23 protein-coding genes are annotated in these 23,582 nt (G+C 63.2%); 7 read left to right on the plus strand and 16 right to left on the minus strand.

The genetic code is table 11. The annotated features are described in order from the left end of the window. Nucleotide 1: 1 nt before the first annotated feature. On the plus strand, nucleotides 2-3,427 hold the full coding sequence (locus ACRANW_RS12710; RefSeq protein WP_479432136.1) for a chromosome segregation SMC family protein: 3,426 nt from the start codon (nucleotides 2-4) through the stop codon (nucleotides 3,425-3,427). Nucleotides 3,428-3,430: 3 nt separating this feature from the next. Here ACRANW_RS12710 and ACRANW_RS12715 read toward each other — a convergent pair whose 3' ends face one another. The 5 genes from ACRANW_RS12715 to rpmF all read right to left on the minus strand — a co-directional run bounded on the left by ACRANW_RS12715 (nucleotide 3,431) and on the right by rpmF (nucleotide 6,615). Further along, nucleotides 3,431-3,862: a MerR family transcriptional regulator gene (locus ACRANW_RS12715; protein WP_479432137.1), complete on the minus strand. Its 432-nt coding sequence runs from the start codon at nucleotides 3,860-3,862 to the stop codon at nucleotides 3,431-3,433. A 35-nt stretch (nucleotides 3,863-3,897) separates the two neighbouring features. Beyond that, nucleotides 3,898-4,197: an integration host factor subunit alpha gene (locus ACRANW_RS12720; RefSeq protein WP_479432138.1), complete on the minus strand. Its 300-nt coding sequence runs from the start codon at nucleotides 4,195-4,197 to the stop codon at nucleotides 3,898-3,900. Nucleotides 4,198-4,337: 140 nt separating this feature from the next. Beyond that, nucleotides 4,338-5,312, minus strand: a complete 975-nt coding sequence (locus tag ACRANW_RS12725; RefSeq protein WP_479432139.1) for a beta-ketoacyl-ACP synthase III — start codon at nucleotides 5,310-5,312, stop codon at nucleotides 4,338-4,340. After that, nucleotides 5,309-6,400, minus strand: coding sequence for a phosphate acyltransferase PlsX (gene plsX, locus ACRANW_RS12730; RefSeq protein ID WP_479432140.1), 1,092 nt, complete (start codon nucleotides 6,398-6,400; stop codon nucleotides 5,309-5,311). The genes ACRANW_RS12725 and plsX overlap by 4 nt, the downstream gene beginning before the upstream one ends. Before the next feature lie 38 nt (nucleotides 6,401-6,438). Further along, nucleotides 6,439-6,615 carry a 50S ribosomal protein L32 gene (gene rpmF / locus ACRANW_RS12735; RefSeq protein ID WP_479432141.1) on the minus strand — a complete coding sequence of 59 codons (177 nt, stop codon included), beginning with the start codon at nucleotides 6,613-6,615 and terminating at the stop codon, nucleotides 6,439-6,441. A gap of 239 nt (nucleotides 6,616-6,854) precedes the next feature. On the opposite strand from rpmF, the gene ACRANW_RS12740 reads away from it, so the two are divergent. Then, nucleotides 6,855-7,250, plus strand: a complete 396-nt coding sequence (locus ACRANW_RS12740) for an MAPEG family protein (RefSeq protein WP_479433949.1) — start codon at nucleotides 6,855-6,857, stop codon at nucleotides 7,248-7,250. A gap of 22 nt (nucleotides 7,251-7,272) precedes the next feature. On the opposite strand, the gene ACRANW_RS12745 is transcribed toward ACRANW_RS12740, so the two are convergent. Both ACRANW_RS12745 and ACRANW_RS12750 read right to left on the minus strand, forming a co-directional pair. Continuing rightward, on the minus strand, nucleotides 7,273-7,914 hold the full coding sequence (locus tag ACRANW_RS12745; protein WP_479432142.1) for an MBL fold metallo-hydrolase: 642 nt from the start codon (nucleotides 7,912-7,914) through the stop codon (nucleotides 7,273-7,275). A 40-nt stretch (nucleotides 7,915-7,954) separates the two neighbouring features. Beyond that, nucleotides 7,955-8,635, minus strand: a complete 681-nt coding sequence (locus ACRANW_RS12750) for a LexA family transcriptional regulator (RefSeq protein WP_479432143.1) — start codon at nucleotides 8,633-8,635, stop codon at nucleotides 7,955-7,957. Between the two features lie 122 nt (nucleotides 8,636-8,757). On the opposite strand from ACRANW_RS12750, the gene ACRANW_RS12755 reads away from it, so the two are divergent. Together ACRANW_RS12755 and ACRANW_RS12760 are read left to right on the plus strand one after the other, a co-directional pair. After that, the gene (locus tag ACRANW_RS12755) at nucleotides 8,758-8,985 is read left to right on the plus strand and encodes a hypothetical protein (RefSeq protein WP_479432144.1); all 228 of its coding nucleotides are present in this window, start codon (nucleotides 8,758-8,760) and stop codon (nucleotides 8,983-8,985) included. After that, a complete protein-coding gene (locus ACRANW_RS12760) occupies nucleotides 8,982-9,401 on the plus strand; it encodes a hypothetical protein (RefSeq protein WP_479432145.1) in 420 nt (139 codons plus the stop codon). The genes ACRANW_RS12755 and ACRANW_RS12760 overlap by 4 nt, the downstream gene beginning before the upstream one ends. Nucleotides 9,402-9,504: 103 nt before the next feature. On the opposite strand, the gene ACRANW_RS12765 is transcribed toward ACRANW_RS12760, so the two are convergent. From ACRANW_RS12765 to fsa, 8 genes are all read right to left on the minus strand, one after another. Beyond that, the gene (locus ACRANW_RS12765; protein WP_479432146.1) at nucleotides 9,505-10,938 is read right to left on the minus strand and encodes an aldehyde dehydrogenase family protein; all 1,434 of its coding nucleotides are present in this window, start codon (nucleotides 10,936-10,938) and stop codon (nucleotides 9,505-9,507) included. Between the two features lie 113 nt (nucleotides 10,939-11,051). After that, complete coding sequence (locus ACRANW_RS12770) at nucleotides 11,052-12,707, minus strand: acetolactate synthase large subunit (RefSeq protein ID WP_479432147.1); 1,656 nt, start codon at nucleotides 12,705-12,707, stop codon at nucleotides 11,052-11,054. Nucleotides 12,708-12,861: 154 nt separating this feature from the next. Next, nucleotides 12,862-13,812 carry a D-2-hydroxyacid dehydrogenase gene (locus ACRANW_RS12775; RefSeq protein WP_479432148.1) on the minus strand — a complete coding sequence of 317 codons (951 nt, stop codon included), beginning with the start codon at nucleotides 13,810-13,812 and terminating at the stop codon, nucleotides 12,862-12,864. 107 nt (nucleotides 13,813-13,919) lie between these two features. Next, entirely contained in the window at nucleotides 13,920-15,383 is a 1,464-nt protein-coding gene (cysS, locus tag ACRANW_RS12780) for a cysteine--tRNA ligase (RefSeq protein WP_479432149.1), read from the minus strand. A gap of 44 nt (nucleotides 15,384-15,427) precedes the next feature. Beyond that, nucleotides 15,428-16,090: a nitroreductase gene (locus ACRANW_RS12785; RefSeq protein WP_479432150.1), complete on the minus strand. Its 663-nt coding sequence runs from the start codon at nucleotides 16,088-16,090 to the stop codon at nucleotides 15,428-15,430. Continuing rightward, nucleotides 16,087-16,578: a DUF7684 family protein gene (locus tag ACRANW_RS12790; protein WP_479432151.1), complete on the minus strand. Its 492-nt coding sequence runs from the start codon at nucleotides 16,576-16,578 to the stop codon at nucleotides 16,087-16,089. Before ACRANW_RS12790 ends, ACRANW_RS12785 begins: the two co-directional genes overlap by 4 nt. A 17-nt stretch (nucleotides 16,579-16,595) precedes the next feature. Beyond that, nucleotides 16,596-18,434: a cobaltochelatase subunit CobT gene (gene cobT, locus ACRANW_RS12795; RefSeq protein WP_479432152.1), complete on the minus strand. Its 1,839-nt coding sequence runs from the start codon at nucleotides 18,432-18,434 to the stop codon at nucleotides 16,596-16,598. Next, on the minus strand, nucleotides 18,434-19,090 hold the full coding sequence (fsa, locus tag ACRANW_RS12800; RefSeq protein ID WP_479432153.1) for a fructose-6-phosphate aldolase: 657 nt from the start codon (nucleotides 19,088-19,090) through the stop codon (nucleotides 18,434-18,436). Before fsa ends, cobT begins: the two co-directional genes overlap by 1 nt. 60 nt (nucleotides 19,091-19,150) lie before the next feature. Here fsa and ACRANW_RS12805 point away from each other — a divergent pair, with 60 nt between their 5' ends. Beyond that, complete coding sequence (locus tag ACRANW_RS12805) at nucleotides 19,151-19,807, plus strand: DUF2490 domain-containing protein (protein ID WP_479432154.1); 657 nt, start codon at nucleotides 19,151-19,153, stop codon at nucleotides 19,805-19,807. A 123-nt stretch (nucleotides 19,808-19,930) separates the two neighbouring features. After that, complete coding sequence (locus tag ACRANW_RS12810) at nucleotides 19,931-20,614, plus strand: DUF2490 domain-containing protein (protein ID WP_479432155.1); 684 nt, start codon at nucleotides 19,931-19,933, stop codon at nucleotides 20,612-20,614. A 27-nt stretch (nucleotides 20,615-20,641) separates the two neighbouring features. Here the strand turns inward: ACRANW_RS12810 and ACRANW_RS12815 are convergent, their stop codons facing one another. Then, the gene (locus tag ACRANW_RS12815; protein WP_479432156.1) at nucleotides 20,642-21,337 is read right to left on the minus strand and encodes a DUF4197 domain-containing protein; all 696 of its coding nucleotides are present in this window, start codon (nucleotides 21,335-21,337) and stop codon (nucleotides 20,642-20,644) included. Between the two features lie 55 nt (nucleotides 21,338-21,392). Between ACRANW_RS12815 and ACRANW_RS12820 the strand changes: the two genes are divergently transcribed. Then, entirely contained in the window at nucleotides 21,393-23,561 is a 2,169-nt protein-coding gene (locus tag ACRANW_RS12820; protein WP_479432157.1) for a primosomal protein N', read from the plus strand. Nucleotides 23,562-23,582: the final 21 nt, after the last annotated feature.

Consider the following 23,582-nt stretch of genomic DNA (forward strand, 5'->3'; position numbering starts at 1 on the left):
GATGCAGATCCACCGGCTCAAGCTCAGCGGTTTCAAGAGCTTTGTCGAGCCGGCGGAACTGCGTATCGAGCCGGGTCTGACGGGAGTCGTCGGCCCCAATGGCTGCGGCAAATCCAATCTGCTCGAAGCGATCCGCTGGGTCATGGGGGAAACCTCGGCCAAATCGATGCGGTCAGGGGGGATGGAGGACGTGATCTTCGCGGGCACCTCCACCCGCCCACCGCGCGACTTTGCCGAAGTGGTCTTGCACGCGCAGGATGACGCAGGCGAGGAGTTGGTCGTCACGCGCCGGATCGAACGCGGCGCAGGCAGCGCCTACCGGGTCAACGGCCGCGACGTGCGGGCCAAGGACGTGGCGCTGACCTTCGCCGATGCGGCCACCGGCGCGCATTCCCCCGCGCTTGTCAGCCAGGGCAAGATCGCGCAGGTGATCGCAGCCAAGCCTGCCGAACGCAGTGCCATGCTGGAAGAAGCCGCCGGGATCATCGGGCTTCACGTCCGCCGCCGCGATGCCGAAAGCAAGCTGCGCGGGGCCGAGGCGAACCTGGCGCGGCTCGAAGACCTGATGGCGGGACTGGATTCGCAAATCGCGTCGCTGAAGCGGCAGGCCAAGCAAGCGGAACGCTACACCGAATTGACGAAGCTGATTCAGTCGGCCGAGGCCCGCTTGTTGTTTGCGCGCTGGCGCGAGGCAGCGGCGGCCGCCAAGGCCGCACGTGCCGCAGCCGAGGCGGCCGCCGCCGCTGTCACCGAAGCGCAAGCCGCCGTCGAGGTTGCGCAGAACGACCAATCCAGCGCCGCCCACACGCTGGCCGCGGCCCGCGACGAACTTGCCGATCGGCGCGATGATGCCAGCGCCCATGGCCACCGGATGGCCGCGCTTGCCGAAAAACTGGACGCGGCCGAAACCCGCCTCGCCGATCTGGCGCGCCAGAAGTGCCGGCTTGAGGAGGATCGTGATGATGCTGACCGCCTGACCTCGGCTGCAGTCGAGGCGCTGGGGCGCTTGACCAGCGAACTCGCCGCCAGCCGCGCCGCTGTAAGCGCTGCCGATGCCGCGCGCCCGGCGCTTGCTGACAAGGCCGAGGACCGTGACCGCGCCAGCCGTGCCGCCGAACTCGCATTGGCCAAAGCGACGGCCGATCACGCCAGCGTCGAAGCGGAATGGCGCGTTGCCGAAGCCGCTGTCGACCAGGCCGAAAGCCGCCTTGCCCGAATTGAAGCCGAAGCCGCCCGCATTGCCCGCGCCCGGACCGATCTGGCAGCCACCGGCGATGTAGAAAGTGCCGTGATCGCCGCGCGGGACGCTGTCGAAGACGCCGCCAGCGACGTCGGGCGGCTGCGCGCCCGCTTGGCCGAAGATCAAACGCGCAAGGCCGAATTGCAGGCATTGCGCGATGATGCGGCCAGCGCACTTGCGGCAGGCCGCGCCGAACTTGCCGGGGTCGAGCGGGAACACAGTGCCCTCGCCCGCGACCGCGACGCTCGCGCCAAGCGGGAAGCCGGGCGCCACGGCATGGCGATGGCGCTTGACCGGGTGCGCGTGACACCGGGCTATGAACGTGCGCTCGCCGCGGTGCTGGGACGCGACGGCAAATCGCCGCTCGGCACGCCGGCTGCTTCGCAGGATGGACGATTCTGGACAGGCGCTGCCACAGCGCCCAAGCCCGTCCCCGACAGCCTGCTAACCCGCGTTCCCACCTGCCCCGATGAACTCGCCGCCCGCCTCGCGCTGGTGCATTGTGTGGACAGCGATGATGGCCGCACGCTCGCGCCGGGCGAATGGCTCGTCACCCGCACAGGGCATTTGCGCCGCTGGGACGGCTTTGTCGCGCGCGGCGAAGGGGCGGCCGAAGCCGCGCAGCTCGAAGCGGCCAACCGCTTGGCCGAACTTGATGCCGCGCTCCCCCCTTTGCGCGAAGCAGCGATCCGCGCCGAGGCCGAAGACAAAGCCGTGCGGGAGGAACTCAGCGCCTCGCAAACCGCATTGGTGGGGCAGGAACGCGCTCTTGCAGGAGCAATCGAGGCTGAACGACAGGCGATGCGCAGGCTCGATTTTGCTGAAGCCGCCAGGGAACGCCTTGCCGCCCGCCTGGCCGAACTGGCCACCAGCACAACCGAGATCGCTACCCAGATCGCCAGTGCAAAGGCCGAGGTCGATACCGCCAGGCAGGCCCGCGCTCTCCTGCCTGCGCGCGATGCCGAACGCGCCGCCCTTGAGGCAGCGCATACACGCAACGCTGCCGCGCGGGCCGCGGTGCAGGCTGCGCTGGCCGAGCTGGCGGCGCAGGATCAGGCAATGGCCGTCGCGCGCGAGAGGCTCGCAGCGCAAGCCGCCGATCACGCAGGCTGGCAGGCCCGTTCCAGCGATGCCGAACGGCGCATGGTCGAAACCGCACGGCGGCTGGCAGAGATCGTCCAGGACCACGCTGTCCACGCAGTCAAACCCCCAGCCCTGACCGCCGAGATCCAATCGGGCGAGGAGGCCCGCGTGCGGATCACGGCCGATCTTGCTGCAGCCGAGGCTGCAATGCGCGAAGCCGAGACCGCGCAGCGCGCCGCCGACTGCGCGCTCGCCAGCCGCAATGAAACACTGGCTCAGGCCCGCGAAAGCCGTGCCAGCCTCGCCGCGCGAGCCGAGAACGAGGAACTGCGCCGCGCCGAGATGGCGCGCATTTCAGGCGAACGCTTCCAATGTCCGCCGCCCCTGCTGGGGGACAGGTTCGGCTTTTCAGAGGGGGACCTTGCCCCCGCCGCCGACGAATCGGCGGAACTTGAACGCCTGACCGCAACGCGCGAGCGGATCGGGCCAGTCAATCTCGTCGCTGCCGACGAACTTGCCCGGATCGAAGGCGAGCATGGTACCAGCGCTGAAGAGCAGGCCGAACTGGCGGAAGCTATCGCCCGACTGCGTGGGTCGATCGGTAGCCTCAACCGCGAAGGACGGGAGCGGTTGCGGGCCGCCTTCGAGGAGGTCGACAGCCATTTTCGCGTCCTGTTTACCCGCCTGTTTGAGGGAGGTCAGGCGCATCTCGCGATGGTCGACAGCGATGATCCGCTGGAGGCTGGCCTTGAAATCTACGCCCAGCCGCCCGGCAAGCGGCTGCAGTCGCTTTCGCTGTTGTCAGGCGGCGAACAGGCATTGACGGCCACAGCGCTGATTTTTGCGCTGTTTCTCACCAATCCTGCGCCCATCTGTGTGCTCGACGAAGTCGATGCTCCGCTGGACGACGCGAACGTCGAACGGTTCTGCGATTTGCTGGAATCGATGGTGCGCACCACGGCGACCCGCTACCTGATTGTCACGCACAACGCAGTGACGATGAGCCGGATGCACCGCCTGTTCGGGGTGACGATGGCGGAAAAAGGTATTTCGCGCCTGGTCAGCGTCGACCTGGGCGAGGCCGGGCTGCTTGCGGCGGAATAGGCTTCAGGCTTCGAGCGCGCGGGCCAATCGCGCGCGGATCGCTTTCAGCGCCGCGATGGTTTCAGCCATATCGGGTGCCTCTGTCACCATTAGCCGCACGCCGGGGTTATCATCCGGCACACCATCGGCCCGGCGCTCGCCGCTGCGCCGATCGTCCATGCGCCGGTCCAATGAAGACTTGGCCGATGCGCGCAGCACAGCTTCGGCACCCTTCAGCGTGTAGCCTTCACGGTTGACCAAACGATCAATCGTTTCGACCAGGGCAACATCGTCAGGGCGATAATACCGCCGCCCGCCGCTCCGCTTGAGCGGCTTCAACAGGGGAAATTGCGCTTCCCAATACCGCAAAACATGCGGTTTGATGTCCAGCGCATCGCTGACTTCGCCGATGGTGCGCAGCGCGCCCTCGTCCTTGCCGTCATCGAAAGCGGTCATCAAACCTCACTTGGACCCGTCATCACAACAGAGGATTACCCCTTCGTGATGCGTTCCTTGAGCAGTTGGCTCGCCCGGAATGTCATCACCCGGCGCGGCGTGATCGGCACTTCAATCCCGGTCTTGGGATTGCGACCGATCCGTTCATTCTTGTCACGCAGCACAAAGCTGCCGAAGCCGGAAATCTTGACGTTCTCACCCTTGGCAAGAGCATCGCTCATCTTGGCGAGGATGGCTTCTACCATATCGAGCGACTCGGCCCGGCTGAAACCCATCTTGCGATTAATGGTTTCGGCCAGATCAGCGCGCGTCAAAGTGCCCACAGATCGCATCATGCGTATTCTCCTTCGCGGCGCGACCCGAAAGAATGGATTGCAATTACAGATTTTTTGGCGGTTTTGCAATGCGATGCCGCACATATTCACGGATATTCAGCAATTGTGTTAGCAACGGAAACAGATTGTCTTTCGACCGGTCACATGCGGATCAGGCTGGCCCCCCATGTGAACCCGCCGCCCATCGCTTCCAGCATGACAAGATCGCCAGCTTTGATCCGCCCATCCTTGCGTGCGTAATCGAGCGCAAGTGGCACCGAAGCCGCCGAAGTATTGGCATGGCGATCAACGGTCACCACCACCTTGTCGCGTGAAATACCCAGCTTGCGTGCCGTGGCATCCAAGATCCGCGCATTGGCCTGATGCGGCACCACCCAATCAATCTCATCGACAGAAACACCCGTTTCCTCAAGCACTTCACGCAAGACAGCGGAAAGGTTCACAACTGCGTGGCGGAACACTTCGGGGCCTTTCATTCGAAGATGCCCGACCGTCTGCGTGGTCGAAGGACCGCCATCAACATAGAGCAAATCATGACACGCACCGTCGGCGTGCAGCTTGCTACCGAGAATGCCGGACGCACCCTTGCCGTCGTTTCCGGCTTCGGGCGCATCGAGCACCACGGCGCCCGCCCCGTCACCAAACAGCACACAAGTCGTGCGGTCTTCCCAATCAAGGATGCGGCTGAAGGTTTCGGCGCCAATCACCAGCGCACGCCGCGCCGTGCCGGTCTTGAGCAGCGAATCGGCGACAGTCAGCGCATAGAGAAAGCCAGAACACACCGCCGCCACATCAAAGGCGATTCCGCCGTTGCAGCCCAACGCGGCCTGAACCTTGGTGGCGGTCGCGGGAAAGGTATTGTCAGGCGTCGCGGTGGCGAGCACGATCAGATCGATGCTGGAGGCCTCCACGCCAGCGTCCGCCAGCGCGGCGCGTGCCGCCGCTGTTGCAAGGGTCGCAGTGGTTTCGTCCGGTTCGGCAATATGGCGCTGGCGAATGCCGGTGCGCGCCACGATCCATTCGTCCGAGGTGTCCACCCGCTCGGCCAGCTCAGCATTCGTCACCACTCGGCGCGGTAGCGCCGACCCGGTACCAAGCACCCGCGATCCGCTCACGTGGTGGCCTCGCTGTCCTTGGTTTTGCTCACCCGCTTTGTCTTGGTCAGCGCGCCATCACCCAATTGCGATAGATCATGCGCAATCCGCTCAGTGAGCTTGTTTTCGAGCAGCCGCGCCGTCACCGCCACAGCATGGGCCACGCCCGTAACCGTCGCGCTGCCATGGCTTTTCACCACGACGCCGTTAAGGCCCAGGAATACCGCGCCATTGTGGTTGTTGGGATCAAGATGATGCTTGAGAAGCTCGGTCGCAGGGCGCGAAACCAGAAAGCCGATCTTGGAACGCAGAGACGAGGTGAAGGCCTGGCGCAGCAGATCGGTGACGAAGCGAGCCGAACCCTCAATCGCTTTCAACGCGATATTACCGGAAAAACCATCGGTCACGACAACGTGGGTCTCGCCGCGGTTGATCTTGTCGCTTTCAACGAACCCGTCGAAAATCAGCGCCAACCCGCCATCGGCGCGCGAGCAGGCTGCGGTGAGCATCGCCGCCGCATCGCGCAGTTCCTCGGTGCCCTTGATTTCCTCAGTGCCGATATTCAGTAGCCGGACCACCGGCTTGTCAAAACCGGTGACGATCCGCGAATAGGCCGCGCCCATCACCGCATATTGCACAAGATTGCGCGCATCGGCTTCGGTGTTGGCGCCCAGATCAAGCATCACGACGTCATGCGCCTGCAAAGTCGGCATGATCGCGGCAAGCGCCGGTCGGTCGATCCCCGGCATGGTACGCAAGGCAAGCTTGCTCATGGCCATCAGCGCGCCGGTATTGCCGGCACTGACAGCAGCGCCCGCATCGCCGGTCTTCACGGCATTGACCGCAAGGCCCATACTGGTGGTTTTGGCACGGCGAACCGCGCGGCTGGGCAGTTCATCGCCGCCCACCACATCATCGCAATGCAGGATTTCCGAGGCCGCCCGCAGGTTCGGATGATTTTCCAGCGCCGCTTCAATCCGCTTGCCGTCTCCGACAAGCAGGAAGTTGAAGCTGTCATGATTGCGGCGCGCCAATGCGGCACCTTCAATCATGACGCGAACGCCTTCGTCGCCGCCCATCGCATCGACGGCGATACGCGGGAGACTCATCGTGCGTTACTCCGGTCTAGTGTGCAGGCCATCGGCAATCAGCCGACGGCGACAACCTGACGTCCGTTGTAGTGGCCGCAGTGGCCGCAGATGTTGTGCGGGCGCTTCAGTTCGCCGCAGTTGCTGCATTCACCGAAGGCTTCCACCCTCAGCGAATCGTGCGACCGACGCATGCCGCGACGGGAAGGCGAAGTTTTTCTCTTGGGGACAGCCATGGTGGCACCATTTCCTCAAATAAATGCAGTTAAACGCGCCACAGGCACTTGGGTTTGCGAAGGCGTGATTCTCGAAGGCCGCCCATAGGACAAGGAGGACGCTCGCACAAGCGTTGCAGGTGCGCACACTCCTTGGCCCGCAGTGGCGGGAAGCCGCGCGTCATACCGAAAAAATCACGCGTTGCAACCCGCGCAGCGCCGTCATAGCACGCGTGCCACTTTATCAAAGGGATATCATGATGACCGTTCTTCCAGTGACGCTCGCCGCGGCGGCGGCGGCGGCCGTGCTCAATATCTGGCTGATGCTGCGGATCGGTGCGCTGCGCACCAAGCTAAAGGTTAGCGTCGGCGATGGCGGCAGCGAAGCGCTGCAACGCCGGATGCGCGCGCAGCTGAATTACGTCGAGAACACCGCCTTCGTGCTGGTGCTGATCGGCGCGATTGAGCTCGCGGGGCGAGGCAGCTGGTGGCTGGCCTATGTCGCGGCGGCCTATTTCATCGGCCGGGTGCTGCACGGCTTCGGCATGGATGGTGGCAATTTGGGCTGGGCCCGCGTGGTCGGAATCATCACGACAATGCTGGCGCAGCTTGGCCTCGCCGTGGTCGCGGCGCTGGTGGCAGCAGGGGTGATGTAACACCTCTACCCCGTGGCAAGGATCAACTGAGCGCGTAGTCGCTCACAAACGCATTGGTCTTGCGCTCGCGACCGAAGGTACTGGTGGGGCCGTGTCCGGGAATGAACATGACGTCCTCACCCAGCGGCCAGAGGCGCTGCGTGATGCTGTCGATCAGATCCTGATGATTGCCCCTCGGAAAATCCGTGCGGCCGATGCTGCCCTGGAACAGCACATCGCCAACGATCGCGAAGCGGCTGGGCGCATGGAAGAATACCACGTGGCCCGGCGTGTGACCGGGGCAATGGATCACATCGAGCGTCAGTTCGCCCACAGTGACCGTGTCGCCATGCTGGAGCCAACGATCCGGCGTAAAGCTCCTGGCTTCCATGCCATAGCGTGCGCCGTCACCGTCGAGCTTTTCGATCCAGAACAGGTCGTCCTCGTGCGGGCCTTCGATTGTCAGCCCCAGTTCCTCGGCCAGCATCCCCGCCTGCCCGCAATGGTCGAGATGGCCGTGGGTGACGAGGATCTTCTCCAGCGTCACACCCGCCTTGGCGACGCCTTCCTTCAGCTTGTCGAGATCCCCGCCCGGATCGATCAACGCTCCGCGCATGGTAGCGGTGCACCAGATCAGCGAGCAGTTCTGCTGCAGCGGCGTCACGGGAATGATGGCGGCCTTCATGGGGGGGTGTGGGCTTGGCGGTGTCGGTCATACGGGAGACTTAAACCCGCCCCCCCTTCCACACAACCCGCCCGATAATCACCACCTCCTCCACCGCGATCTCGACCGGCGGGTAGGCGAAGTTCTGCGATAGCAGTGCCACGCGCCCCGGCCCGGCGCTGGCGACGCGTTTCACCATCAGCGTATCCCCAACCCGCACCACGTGGATGCCATCGCGGAACGGGCGGGGCGAGCAATCGACCAGGATCTCGTCACCATCGTTGAGCAGCGGCTCCATCGAATCGCCCTCCACCCGGATCGCTGACAGCTGCGCACGGGCCAGGCCCTGCTCGTCGAGCCAACGGCGCGAAAAGCGGAAGGTGTCGAACGCGGCTTCCGCGCCCGGCACCCGCCCCGGCCCGGCCGATGCACCGAGATCCAGACGGGGCACCTCCACCCACTCACCCGATTCGCGCCGCTTAGGGGCATTTACGTAGGACTTTTCCTGCGCCTCCCGCAATTCCTCCTCCCCCACTCCGAGGAATTGCGCCAGCGTGGCGCGATCCTGTTCCTCCAGCTTTCGCGGTGAACCTTTGCGAATGAATTGCTGGAGATAGGACGGATTGCGCCCCAGCAATTCGGATAGGGCAGCAAGGCTCACCCCGCGCACCTGCGACAATTCGAGCAGTCGTGCGCGAGGACCATCAAGGGGATCACGGGGGTTTTGCAGGATTTCAGCCATGGAAATGTCCTACACTTAGGATTTATCCTAGACAAGTAGGAAATGAAGTGAAACAAATCAGGAACATCGGGTGATTCGTCCGGTGATCGTCAACGCACTGAGCATCAACAGGGACGCAAACCATGCTGCTTCGGACCATCGAAACCTTCCTGCGGACACATAATTTGCCCGCCACCAAGTTCGGGCGGCTTGCCGCCCATGACCCGCGCTTCGTGCTCGATCTGAGGATGGGGCGCACGCCGCGTCCCGAAACGGAGCTACGCACCCGCGCCTGGATGCAGGGCTATGCCGACCGCGCCGCTGACCGCGCCGCCAACCACACAAACGCGCAGACGAAGGAGATGGCATGATGTTGACGCAAAGCCTGCGCGATCCCTTCGCGCACATCCTCGCCGATTTCGACCAGATCGAGGTGAAATCCGCGCCCGCCCCCCTCGCCCCCTTCCGCCCCCGCCGCACGCTGGCTGACCGGGTGCGGGCTGCGCTGCTGGGCCTGACCGGCGGCGTCGGCACGGTCCTCGCCCATACCGAGACGCCTTGGGCCTCGATCACCTTTTCAGGCACCCGCCACGAAGTGGTGCTGGAGTTCTGCGGGGCCGACGCGGTCGTAGCGGGCGAAGAGCTGATCGAACGCCTGCCCGATCACGAATTCGTTATCCCCCGTCAGTTGGTTGCCGATGCGACCATCAGCGCAGTCGATCACCGCTTCGGCGCGATGGAGCGGCTGGTGGTGACCGCGGTGTTGCTCCTGCTGGAGGAGGTGTGACTCACTATTCTACGTCTTCCCTGACTTGATTCGGGATTCCGCTTCCTTGCTGCTGCGAAGGACAAGCGGGGGCCCGGCTCGGGGGCCGGGGAGACGTATTTAATTACGTTCGCCGCACCACCAAGTTCCGAATCTCGCTCATGTCCTCCATCGCGAAGCGGATGCCTTCACGGCCCAGGCCTGAATCCTTCACGCCGCCATATGGCATATTGTCGACCCGGTAGCTTGGCACGTCGTTGATAACGACGCCGCCGACATCGAGCCGGTCCCACGCGTCGAACATCTGGAACAGGTCGCGGGTGAAAATGCCGGCCTGCAGGCCGAACCGCGAATCGTTCACTTCCGCGAGCGCCGCGCCGAAATCATCGAAGCGTTGCAGGATCGCGAGCGGCCCGAAGGCTTCCTCGTTCTTCGCTTTGGCGTCATCGGGCACGCCTTCCAGCAGCGTGGCCTCCAGCATATTGCCGCGCGACAGGCCGCCGCCGCACAACAGCGTTGCGCCGCCTTCGATGGATTCGTCGATCCAGCCTTTCAACCGTGTGGCCTCGCTTTCCGAGATCATCGGGCCGATGAAGGTGTCGCGGTCCTTGGGATCGCCCGCGACCAGCGTCCTGGCCTTTGTCACCAGCATCGCTTTGAAATCATCATATACCGCGTCGTGGATCAGGATGCGCTGCACCCCGATGCAGGACTGGCCGGATTGGTAGAACGCGCCGAAGATCACCCGTTCCAGCGCGTCCTCCAGATCGGCGTCCTTGTCGATGATAACCGCCGCATTGCCGCCGAGTTCGAGGATGACCTTCTTCTTGCCTGCCTTGGCCTTTAAGTCCCAGCCCACGCCGGGCGACCCGGTGAAGCTGAGCAGCTTGAGCCGTTCGTCGGTGGTGAACAGGTCCGCCCCATCGCGGCTCGCAGGCAGGATGCTGAACGCGCCTTCGGGCAGCACATCGCATTCGGCCAGCACTTCGCCCATGATGATCGCGCCCAGCGGGGTCTTGGACGCCGGCTTCATCACGAACGGGCAGCCCATCGCAATGGCGGGCGCAATCTTGTGCGCGGCGAGGTTCAGCGGAAAATTGAACGGCGAAATAAAGCTGCACGGCCCGATCGGCACGCGCTTCCACATCCCCATGTAGCCCTTGGCCCGCTCCGAGATGTCGAGCGGCTGGACCTCGCCGTAATTGCGCACCGATTCCTCAGCCGCAATGCGGAAGGTGTCGATCAGGCGGGTGACTTCGCCCTCCGCATCCTTGATCGGCTTGCCTGCCTCGACGCACAGCGCATAGGCGAGTTCATCGAAGCGCTCACGGAACCGCGCGACGCAGTGCATCAGCACGTCCTGCTTTTCATAAGACGCCAGCCGCGCCATCGGCTCTGCTGCGCGCACGGCCCCCGCAATCGCTTCCTCGATCACATCGGTCGTGGCGAGCGCAGTGCGGAACGCGACCTCGCCGGTGTATTTGTCGGTGACGTCAAGATCGGTGTTGGGCTGCACCGGCCTGTTGTTGAGGTAGAGCGGGTACACGTCCTTGAGCATCGTCGCTTCCTTCCCCCCTCCCGCTTGCGGGAGGGGCCGGGGGTGGGATCAGGGCAAGCACAATTCCGCGCCCGCCCCTAGCCCCTCCCGCCAGCGAGAGGGGGACTATCGGCCTACAATTCCTTGCTCAGCCGCTTGATATCATGGTTCAGGATTTGATCATTTTCCGAATAATCAACCGGGCAATCGATCAGATGGACGCCGGGCATTGCAAGGCAGTGCGCAAGCAAATCGGTGAGATGCTCTGCTGACGTCACGCGGTGGCCGGTGGCACCGTAGCTTTCGGCATATTTGACGAAATCGGGATTGCCATAGGTCAGACCATAATCGGCAAAGCCCATATTGGCCTGCTTCCAGCGGATCATCCCGTAGGCATCATCGCGCAGGATCAGAACGGTAAGGTTCACCCCCAACCGCACGGCGGTTTCCATCTCCTGCGAATTCATCATGAACCCGCCGTCGCCGCAGATCGCCATGACCTTGCGGCCGGGATACAACATCGCGCTCATCATCGCGCTCGGCAGGCCAGCACCCATGCTGGCCAATGCATTGTCGAGCAACACGGTGTTGGGCAGATAGGCATTGTATCCGCGTGCGAACCATAGCTTGTAAATCCCGTTATCGAGACAGATGATCCCGTCTTCGGGCACAGCCTCGCGCACCTGCGCCACCAGATGCGGCGGGAAAATCGGGAAGCGCGCATCATCGGCCAGCGGCGCGGTGTGCGCAATTTCGGCGGCGCGATATTCCAGCATCCGGCGGAAATCCCAGCCATCCTGCGGGACCACGGCTTCCTTGATCTGCCAGATGGCGTTGGCAATATCGCCGATCACTTCGATTTGCGGGAAATAGACCGGATCGACCTCAGCGGTCTTGGTTGACAGGTGGATCACCATTGGCCCGCCCGCTTCCATGAAAAACGGCGGCTTTTCGATCACATCGTGGCCGACATTGACGATGCAGTCCGCATCGCAAATGGCGCGGTGCACGAAATCGCCCGCCGACAGCGCCGCGCAGCCAAGGAACAGCGGGTGGCGTTCATCGACCACGCCCTTGCCCATCTGGGTGGTGACAAAGGGAATGCCGGCCTTGTCGATCAGCTGGCGCAGCATCCGCCCGGTCATTTTGCGGTTGGCGCCTGCGCCGATCACCAGGATTGGCGCCTTCGCACCTTCGATCGCCAGCACCGCCTGTCGCACGGCCTTTTGCTCAGCCGAAGGGCGCCGCGCCAGTGACGCGGGGATCGGGCGTCTCGCGGTGTGTTCCTGAGCAATATCCTCGGGCAGTTCGAGGTGCACAGCGCCCGGCTTTTCCTCCTCCGCCAGCCGGATCGCCTCGCGCACCCGGCTGGGGATATTGTCGGCGCTGGCAAGCTGCTGGGTAAACTTGGTGATCGGCTCCATCATGGCCACTACGTCGAGGATCTGAAAGCGACCCTGCTTGGATGTCTTGATCGGCTTTTGTCCGGTGATCGCCAGCGTCGGCATCCCGCCCAGCTGCGAATAGGCGACCGCAGTGACCATATTGGTCGCCCCCGGCCCCAGCGTGGCGAGAAACACGCCAGTCTTGCCGGTGTGCCGCCCATAGGTCGCGGCCATGAACCCCGCGCCCTGTTCATGGCGGGTCAAGATCAGCTTGATCGTCTTGGACCTGGATAAGCTTTCGAGGAAATCGAGGTTTTCCTCCCCCGGCACGCCGAAAATATATTCGACGCCCTCGGCCTCCAGGCATTCGACAAACAGGTCTGATGCTTTTTGCGTTTCGCTCATGTGTTCAATCTCCCGATGCTGCGGCAAACTGTCTCGCCTGCCACGACACCGCGCCTTCGATCCGGCCCAGCCGTCCACCTGCGTAATCTGCGGATATAGAGTTCTAGGGCGAAGGTATCTTGATGAAAAGCATCAGCGCGCACGTTTGACGCGGTCAATAGCCCAATTTGGGATCGAACACCGGACCGATAGGCTCACCGCGCAAGTACCGATCAAGATTATCGAGAAAGCGGTCCCCTGATCGCACGAACATCTTGTCCTGCGCCCGGCCCGACAGGTGCATCGAGATATGCGCATTGGGCAGCGCCCACAGGGCGTGATCGGCGGGCAGCGGTTCGGGGGTGGTAACGTCAAGGAACGCGGCCCCGATCGCCTTGCCTTCCAATGCTGTGACGAGCGCTGGCTGATCGATCACGCTGCCGCGTGCAATGTTGACGATGACCGCATCGGATTTCATCGCCGCCAACTCGCTTGCGCCGATCATGCCGTCGGTTTCGGGCGTCGCGGGGACAGCGAGGATGATCCAGTCGAACTCCCCCAGCCGCGCGCGCCATTCATCGGGGCCCAGGGTGTTGGGCCCCCCAGAGACCGGAGGCGTGCGGCGCACGACGCTCACCTCAACATCAAAGGCATTCAAGCGGGGCTCTATGAGCCTGCCGATCGCGCCATAGCCCAGCAGCAGCGCCTTCGATCCGGCCAGCTCGCGCTTACCCGGCGAATCGAGCAGCCATTCGCGCCGCTCCTGTGCGCGCACGACATCGCGGTAACCCTTGGCGATGTTAAGCATCCCCATCACCACATATTCGGCGATGGTGATGGCATTTATGCCCGCCCCGTTGGTGACGGTAATCTCGCGTTCGATCAGCACGTCCATCGGCAGAAAATCAAGGCCCGCGTAGATCGAATTGAGCCATCTGAGCTTTTTGGCGGCGCGCAGCGTTTCTGCCATCGCGTCCTTGTCGTTCATGTCGAACCAGCCGATCTCCGCCTCGGCCACAGCGTCGATGGCTTCCTCGGCGGACATGAACCAGCGCACGTCGAGCCCTTGGGGCAAGCGCGCTTCGAGCATTGGGCGGATCAGGCCGGAAATGGCTAGGGTGGTCATACTTATTCCTCTGTTCCCCCGCCCCGGACTTGATCCGGGGTCCAGCTTTTGTGCTGGCTGAGGTGAAGGCAGCAGGGTCCCGGGTCAAGCCCGGGACGGGGTGAGGGTTAGGTAAGGTTCCACTCCCACCCCAGCGGGTCGCCGTCCATCACTTCGACGCCCTGCGCGGCGAGTTCATCGCGGATTGCGTCCGACGCGGCAAAGTCCTTGGCAGCGCGGGCTTCCTTGCGGCGGGCAAGCGCGGTGTCGATTTCGGCTTCGGTGATCGTCGCGGATTTGGGGCGGATGCGCAGATCGGCGCGGGTGATCGCGAACAGACCAAGGCCCAGCACCGCGTCCATGTCCTCGATCACAGCGCGCTTGATTCCGGCATCAACCTTCTTGACGGCAAGCGCATCTTCCAGCGCCGTCAGTGCAATCGCGGTGTTCAGATCATCCGCCATCGCCGCGTCAAACTTCGCCAGCACAGGCGCAAACTTGGGGTGTTCGGCTTCGGGCTGGGGTTCTGCATCAGTCAGTTGGGATGCTGCCATCACCATCCGCTTCAGCCGCGTTAGCGCCGCTGCAAGTCCCTCCCACGAAAACTCCAGCTCGCTGCGGTAATGCGCCTGCAGGCACATCAGGCGGTAGGCGAGCGGGTGGTAGCCCCGGTCGATCAGCAATTGCAGCCGCAGGAACTCGCCCGACGACTTGCTCATCTTCCCTGACCGCTCGACGAGGAAGTTGTTGTGCATCCAGATGTTCGCACCGGAGTTGCGCGGGTCGTTTAACCCGCCAGCGCAGCAATGCGCCTGATTCTGTGCGATTTCGTTGGGGTGGTGGATTTCGCGATGGTCAATCCCGCCGGTGTGAATGTCGAAGGGAAAGCCCAGCACTGCGCCGCTCATCACCGAGCATTCCAGATGCCAGCCCGGCGCGCCCCGGCCCCAGGGCGAATCCCATTCCATCTGCCGCGTCTCGCCCGGCGGCGTTGTGCGCCAGATCGCGAAGTCGGCGGCGTTGCGCTTGCCTTCGACGCTGTCGATCCGGCCCTCTCCGTCTTCGGTGACAGCGCGCGCCAGACGCCCATAATCGGCCACGGTCGACACGTCGAAATAGAGCCCGCTATCCAGAACATAGCAGTGCTTGTCCGCGATGCCCTTCGCAAATTCGGTCATCTGCGGGACGTAATCGGTCGCGACCGTCCACTGCGCGGGTGCGCGGATATTCAGTGCGCGCACGTCGGCCCAGAAGGCCTGCTTGTAATGTTCAGCAATGTCCCAGATCGACTGCTTTTGCGCTGCTGCCATGCGCTCCATCTTGTCCTCACCCGCGTCGGCGTCATCGGTAAGATGGCCGACATCGGTGATGTTGATGACATGGGTGAGTTTCAGCCCCTTCCACGACAGCGTGCGCCCCAGCACATCGGCGAACACATAGGCGCGCATATTGCCGATATGCGGGTAGTTATAGACCGTCGGCCCGCAGGTATAGACCCGCGCCTCGCCGGGATGCACGGGCGCAAACACCTCGGCTTGGCGGGTGAGCGAATTGAACAGCTTCAGTTCGGTATTTGGGGCAGCATCGGTCATGGGCAGCGCCTTTGCCCCAATCCGTCACCCCAGCGCAAGGCGGCTCAATCGAACCCGATAAACTTGACGTGGTCTTCCAGCGGCACACGCTCGCGCGCAAAATTGTTCACCGGCGCCTCGGTATCACGATACCCGATCGCCATGCCGCAAAAGAACATATAGCGTTCGTGATCCAGCCCAAGGAATTCGCGGATCGTGTTCGCATAGAGCGCCATGTATTCCTGCCAGCACGAATCCAGCCCCTCTTCGCGCAGCAGCAGCGCGACGGTTTGCAGCCACATTCCCACGTCGGACCATTGCGGCTCCTTCATCAGGCGTGGGAAATAGACGAACATGACAGCGGGCGCGTCGAAGCTGGTGGCATTGCGCATCATCGCCGCCATGCGGGCCGCGCCATCATCACGGGCAATTCCCATCGCGCCGAACATACCGGCCGAAATCCCGTCGAGGCGTTTCTTGTAAGCGGGTTCCGCGCCCGGAGCGGCCCAGTCATATTCCGCTGCCCCCGGACCATCGGCCAGGATCTTGGCCTGCAAGTCCTTGAGCGGCTGGCCGGTGACGATGCTCGCTTCCCACGGCTGGTAATTGCACCCCGAAGCCGCCCAGCGCGCGGTGTCCATCACGCGGGTCAGGGTTTCGACGTCAACAGGCTGGTCGGTGAAAGCCCGGATCGAGCGGCGGGTGGTGACTGCTTGGGTGACGTTCATCTGGTCCTCATCAAAATTTTCAAACGATCCCTGAACGGCAGGGATCGCGGATCTTCAAGAGCATCTTCCAGCAGGCCGGCGCTTTCGGCTTGATGCAATGCACGGATCGCCGACTCGCGCGCCTCTTTGCGAATGTCGAGAATGGTCAAAAGTGGAAGTGGCAGGGTTGGATGAAAGGCACACATTCGAGCGAAGAAAAACACATCGTGCAACGGCTCGCTCTCGTGCCACGTTGTCATGACATGATTGTCGTCGGTCAATTCGTCCGTACCGTTCGCTCTGAGATTCGCCCAGTCGACACTGTCATCCCACGACGAACAGTCGCGCCCCCAAGCCATCATGTAGAGGCAGCCGCTATCCACGATCAATTTGTTGACCTTGCCCTGCCAATCGCTGGTCACGTCCTGCTCGACGATCACGATGACACGGCGGGGGGCGGGCTCGAGGGGCGGCAGCGTGGAACCTGCGGGTAGGTGGATATACTCCACACTATCCTCACCTACACTCACCGCCCCTTCACGCCCTTCTCATCCTCGAACAACTCCGCCAGCTGCTCCATGATCGTGCCGCCGAGCTGTTCCACGTCCATGATCGTCACCGCGCGGCGGTAATAGCGCGTCACATCATGGCCGATCCCGATGGCGACCAATTGCACGGGCGAAACCTTCTCGATCCACTCGATCACGCTGCGCAGATGCGCTTCCAGATACCCCGCCGAGTTTACAGAAAGCGTCGAATCGTCCACCGGTGCGCCGTCGGAGATCACCATCAGGATGCGGCGTTCTTCGGGGCGGTAGAGCAACCGCGAGTGCGCCCAGATCAGTGCCTCGCCGTCGATGTTTTCCTTCAGCAGCCCCTCGCGCATCATCAGCCCGAGATTGCGGCGTGCGCGGCGCCAGGGTTCGTCGGCCTGCTTGTAGATGATGTGGCGCAGATCGTTGAGCCGCCCTGGATTCTGCGGCTTGCCATCGGCGAGCCAGGCTTCGCGCCCCTGCCCGCCCTTCCATGCGCGGGTGGTGAAGCCCAGGATCTCGGTCTTCACCCCGCAGCGTTCCAGCGTGCGCGCCAGAATGTCCGCGCTGATGGCAGCGATGGAGATCGGGCGGCCCCGCATCGAACCCGAATTGTCGATCAACAGCGTGACGATGGTGTCCTTGAACTCGACATCGCGTTCGACCTTGTAGGACAGCGCCGTGCCGGGCGAGATGATCACACGGGCGAGGCGGGCTGCATCAAGCACGCCTTCCTCCATGTCGAAATCCCAGCTGCGGTTCTGCTGTGCCATCAGGCGGCGCTGCAGGCGATTGGCAAGGCGCGTCACCACGCCTTGCAGCCCGGTCAACTGGCTATCGAGATAGGCGCGCAGCCGGTCCAGTTCCTCGGCGTCGCACAGATCGGGCGCCGCGACTTCTTCATCGAAACGGGTGGTGAAAGGCTTGTAATCGACGCTCGGCGGGATTTCGGCTTGCGGGCGATTGGGCCACACGGGCGCGTTGGACGTGTCACCTTCGTCGCTGGGTTCACCTTCGGACATGTCACTGTCGGTCTGGCTGTCGGAGCTTTCTTCGCCCTCGCCGTCACCTTCGGCCATCTCGCCGGCCATTTCCGCGGCCTGGGGATCGCCTTCGCTGCTGCTGTCGTCTTCGCCCTGGCTGTCATCATCGGGGCCATCCTCGTCATCGGGCGAATCGCTGTCGCTTTCGTCCGGTGCATCGGTGGGCCGGGTCAGATCGAGTTCGCGCAGCATATCGAGCGCGAGCTTCTGGAACGTCGCCTGATCGCTAAGGCTGTCGGCCAGCGCGCCGAAATCCTTGCCGACCTTCTCTTCCAGAAAATCGCGTACCAACTCCAGCCCGCCTTGCGCCTTGGCGGGCACGGCTTCGCCGGTCAGCGCCTGGCGCACCAGCAGCGCAAGCGCGGTTTCCAGCGGCACTTCGGAGGAGTTTTGCGCCCGCACGATCTTGTCACCGGCGGTGCGCATCTCGGTCGCGGCATCAAGATTGGCGCGCATCCCGCCAAAGCGGTTTGCGCCCAACGCTTCGTAGCGCACCTGCTCGATCGCGTCATAGCACGCCCGCGCAATGGGCTCGGGCGGCGCGGATCTGGCGTGGAGCGCGGCGTTGTGGTGGCGCAGTTTGAGCGCGAACGAATCCGCAAAGCCCCGCGCCTCGACCACCTGATCGGCCGGAAGATCGCGCCCCGGCAGCGGCACGCGGAAACGATTGCCTGCCGCGCCGGGCACATCGGCGCTCCAGGCAACCTCCACCTCGGCATCACGCGCAATCGCGCGGGCAGCGCCGGTGAGCGCCTGCTTGAACAGGTCCAGCGGGGTCTGATCGGCCATTACTTGAGGATACTCTGCCCAGTTTTGGCCCAATCGGCCATGAAGCCTTCGATGCCCTTGTCGGTCAGTACGTGCTTGAACAGATCGTGGATGACCTTGGGCGGCGCAGTCATGACGTCAGCGCCGATCTTCGCGGCCTGCAACACGTGGGTGGTGTGGCGCACGGATGCGACAAGGATTTCGGTGGCGAAATCGTAGTTGTCATAGATCAGGCGGATGTCTTCGATCAGGTCCATGCCGTCAAAGCCGTTATCGTCATGGCGGCCCACGAACGGCGAAATGAAGCTCGCCCCCGCCTTGGCCGCCAGCAACGCTTGATTGGCCGAGAAACACAGCGTCACATTGACCATCGTGCCTTCGCCCGTCAGCGCCTTGCAGGTCTTCAGGCCATCCACCGTCAGCGGCACCTTGATGCAGACATTGTCCGCAATCTTGCGCAGGACTTCAGCCTCTTTCATCATCGTCGCGTGATCAAGCGCGACCACTTCGGCGCTGACCGGACCGTCGACCAGCCCGCAGATTTCCTTCGTCACTTCCATGAAATCGCGCCCTGACTTGGCAATCAGCGAGGGGTTGGTCGTTACCCCATCGAGCAGGCCGGTGGCGGCGAGTTCGCGGATCGGTTCGATCTCGGCGGTGTCGACGAAAAATTTCATGGGCTCACTCCAGTGATTATACGATGGCCAGCGCCGGTCGGCGGGCATAGAGGCGCGCTTATGACACAGGCCTTGATGCGCTTTGCGATGCTGCTTGCCGCCATGCTGGCAGCTTGGCAACCGTCCAAAGCGCGCGCGAGTGAAGAAGATACGCAATTCTGGCTGGTCGGTTTCGTCAGAGGCCATCTAGACGAAGACGTGTTCCTCACCATCGACACCTCCTACCGCTGGCGCGATCCGGTGTTTGGCGCCGATCAGCAGACGGTGAGAGTGACCGTGGAAAAAGGTCTGGATGATGACGTGCGCATCGGCGGCGGGCTATCCTTCTTCCAGACCGGCGCCATCAGCGAAATCCGCCCGCATCAACAGTTCCGCTATGCCAAGGGCGGCCTGGACCTGCGCACCCGTTTTGAACAACGCTGGTTTGATGGCGCGGACCAGGTTGAATTGCGCATCCGCCAGAGGGCACAATACACTTTGCCGGTTGCCGAAAAGGTTGATCTGTTAGGATCAGCGGAATGGTTCGGCATCGTCCAGTCCCGCCGATATTCCGGCAATCGCGGTACCGAACAGGTGCGCGGCACCATCGGTGTGATTTACGAGATCAACGACAGGCTCGACATCGTGCCGGGCTATCTTGTGCAACTGACCCCGGGCGTCGGCCGGCCTGATAAAGTGAGTCACGTACCGCAGGTCACTTTGAACTATCGCTTTTGATAAACAGGTTTCGCTGATGCGAGCCAGCGAACGGACGAAACGAGCGATAAACATTAGGGCCTGACTTTATCAGGCTCTGGCATTGTGCAACTGCACACGCACTTTTTGGTGACTGGATAACCCATGAATTTGTTTCGTTTCGTGTTGCCATTAGTTGCAGCTGTGCTGCCCGTTTCCGCACTGGCAGCCGATGAAGATGTTGCAATTTGGAACGCACAATTCATCAAATTTTATGCCGATAAAGACAAAAACATCTTTGTCCGGCTGGAAGCACAACAGCGCATCACTGAGAACGTATCGGAATTGGGGCAATTCGTGCTTAGGCCCTACGTCGCTTATCAGGCCAATGACAATCTGCAGATCGGCGGCGGCTACGCTTATTTTCGATCACGAAGCAATCTGGTGGAAAGCGGCATTACGATTGAACATCGCGCTTTCGCCGAGGTGAATTACCGCGTGCTAGACCGTCCGGGGCTGAAAATTGACACCCGCTCCCTTGTTGAAAGCCGCCAGTATGAAAACTTGCCTGATCAGATAATCCGCACGCGGCTGCTCGCTCAGGCGACCGTTCCGGTGCGCGAAAATGGAACGGCGTTGGTGCTATTCACCGAGGCGCTTTATAACGTCAACGGCGGCCCGAATTTCGATTCTGGCTTCGAACAGTTCCGAAACTTCGGGGGGATCGTGGTCCCGGTTACCGAAAAGGTTGAAGTCCTGACCGGCTACATGAACCAATATGCTATCGCGAGGGACCAACAAGACAGCATGAGCCACGTGATCTGGCTCAAGACATTGATCAGACTTTAGCCTGCTGCTTGCCAAAACCACCGGGTGTCAGATGCGCCCAACGCCAAACACGCCGATCAGCAAAGGATCACGCGTGGCTTGCGGATTGGCCCGGATCGCGGCTTCTTCACGCGCGATTTCGCCCCAGATCGCATTGTCGACCTCGCGCCCGAACCGGTCGGCCACGGCTGCGGCATCCACCCCCGTCAGCGCGGATAGCGCCTGCCCGATGATTGGATCGCGGCTCAACCGGATGGCCTCGCCCAGTTCAGGCACCACCGCATTGATCAGCGCCGGGCCAACCTCGCCGCGCAGGAAGGTGCTGGCCGCCGTCGGCCCGCCGCGCACCAGTGCGATGGCGTTGTTAAAGCCGATCATCTGAATCGCATCGGTCACTACAGGGGCGGCGCGAAAGCTAGCGTCGATGGCAAAGTCGGCAAAGCGTTCCTCCAGCCGATCCTTGACCAGCGCCGAGGTCAGAATCCGCGACAGCACATCGCCGCGGGTGCCGAGCACCTGATTGAGGCCCACCTGCGCCACCTGCTGATCCCAGAAACCGCCGGGCTGGGTCAGACGCGCAAAGGCGTTTTCCGACGCCAGCAGCAGCATTCGCCGCACCGCTTCGACCATGCTGAAGCCGCCGCCCATGCCGGTGCAGCCGGGGAGCAATAGCAACGTCGCCCCGCTGGCCGCTCCGACGAGCAGGCGGCGGCGGGTCGGGGTGAAAGTGGTGATGGCGGTCATTTGTCGGGTCTCCCGGGTTGCCCTTGTCCTTTGCCGGTGCCCATATGGCGGCAACATGAACCGCATTCGCCTGCTTGTTTTGAACGCCGCGCTCGGCCCGCTGGATTACCGCTTGCCCGATGGCGTTGGCGCGCCAGCCGGCAGCGTGGTGATCGCGCCGCTCGGCCCGCGCAAGGTGACAGGCATCGTGTGGGACGAAGGCCGCCTTCCGGGGGACGAAATCGCCTATGAGCGACTGCGTCCGATCCTTGAGGTGCTGCCCGTGCCACCCTTGCCCACATCCCTTAGGCGGTTGATTGAATGGACGGCCGATTATTACTGCGCGCCGCTTGCGAGCGTGGCGCGGATGGCGCTGGCCAGCGGCGGCGCGCTGGGCGGGCCTGCCACCATGACCGAATACCGGCTGACGGGGGCCGAGGCGACGGGACGCCTGACCGCGCAGCGCAAGACTGCGCTGGAGAAACTTGGCTGCGAACAGGGCACGATGCGCGAACTTGCAGCGGCAGCGGGCGTTTCCGAAGGCGTGCTGCGCGGCATGGCCGGTGCGGGGCTGCTGGAGCCCGTGACCGTCAATATCGACCGGCCCTACCCGCCCGCCGACCCCGATCACCACCAGCCCGATTTGTCGCCCTTGCAAGCCGAGGTCGCCGCGACCCTGACCGCGGCAGTCACGGCGCGGGCCTTTGCCCCCTTCCTGCTCGACGGAGTGACAGGCTCCGGCAAGACCGAAACCTATTTCGAACCCGTGGCGCAAGCGATCCGGCAGGGGCGGCAGGTGCTCGTCCTGCTGCCCGAAATTGCGCTGACAGAGAACTTCCTCAGCCGCTTTGCCAGCCGCTTTGGCGCGGCGCCGGTGCTGTGGCATTCCTCGCTGAAATCCACCGAGCGGCGGCGGGCTTGGCGGGCAATTGCCGATGGAACCGCGCAGGTGGTGGTCGGCGCACGCTCGGCGCTGTTCCTGCCTTACGCCAACATGGGCCTGATCGTGGTCGATGAAGCGCACGAGATCAGCTTCAAGCAGGATGACGGGGTGCGTTACAATGCCCGCGACGTGGCGGTGATGCGCGCGCGGTTTGAGGGCGTGCCGGTGATCCTCGCCAGCGCGACCCCGGCGCTGGAAAGCCTGCACATGGCCGACATCGGCGTTTACACGAAGCTTGATCTGCCCAGCCGTTTCGGCGGCGCGAGCTTGCCGACTGTGCGACTTATCAATCTGACAGAAGAAAAGCCCGGCAGCCAGCGCTGGCTCGCCGGGCCGCTGATCGATGCTCTGCGTGACCGGCTGGAGAAAGGCGAGCAATCGCTGCTGTTCCTCAACCGCCGCGGCTATGCCCCGCTGACGCTGTGCCGCAATTGCGGGCACCGCTTCAAATGCCCGTCTTGCAGTGCGTGGCTGGTCGAGCATCGCCTGTCGGCGCGGCTCGCCTGCCACCATTGCGGGTTTGAAACGCAAGTGCCCGACGCCTGCCCTGAATGCGGCGAGAGCGATTGCCTCGTCGCCTGCGGCCCCGGCGTGGAGCGGATCGCCGCCGAGGTGGCCGACTTGTTCCCGCAAGCGCGCGTGGTGGTGGCGACTTCCGATACGCTCAACACGCCCGAACGCGCCGCAGCGTTCATCGCGCAGGCCGAAGCGCGCGCGATCGACATTATCATCGGCACGCAGTTGGTCACCAAAGGCTTCCACTTTCCCGAATTGACGCTGGTGGGCGTGGTCGATGCGGACCTCGGCCTTGAAGGCGGAGACCTGCGCGCAGGCGAGCGCACCTATTCGCAAATCGCGCAGGTCGCTGGCCGGGCGGGGCGCGGGGCCAAGCCGGGCGAAGTGCTGATCCAGACCCGTCATCCCGATGCGCCCGTCATCGCCGCGCTGGCCGACGGGGACCGCGACGCCTTCTACGCCGCCGAAACCCAAGGCCGCCGCGATGCCGGCGCCCCGCCGTTCGGACGCTGGGCGGCGATCATCATCTCCTCAGAGGACGAGCGCGAAGCGCGCGAGGCGGCCATGCGGCTGGGTGATGTGCGCCCGCACCTTGCCGATGTTCAGGTTCTCGGTCCTGCGCCCGCGCCGCTCTCGCTGCTGCGCGGCCGGTACCGTTACCGCTTCCTCGTGAACGCCAAGCGCAGCGCCAATCTGCAAGCGGTGTTGCGCGCCTGGATTGCGGGCGTGCAGTTTGCCCCCGGCGTCCGGGTAGGCGTGGATATTGATCCCTACAGTTTTGTGTAGGCACCAATCGCGAGGTCAATC

Source organism: Erythrobacter sp. 'gip.4 top 5', assembly GCF_056495765.1.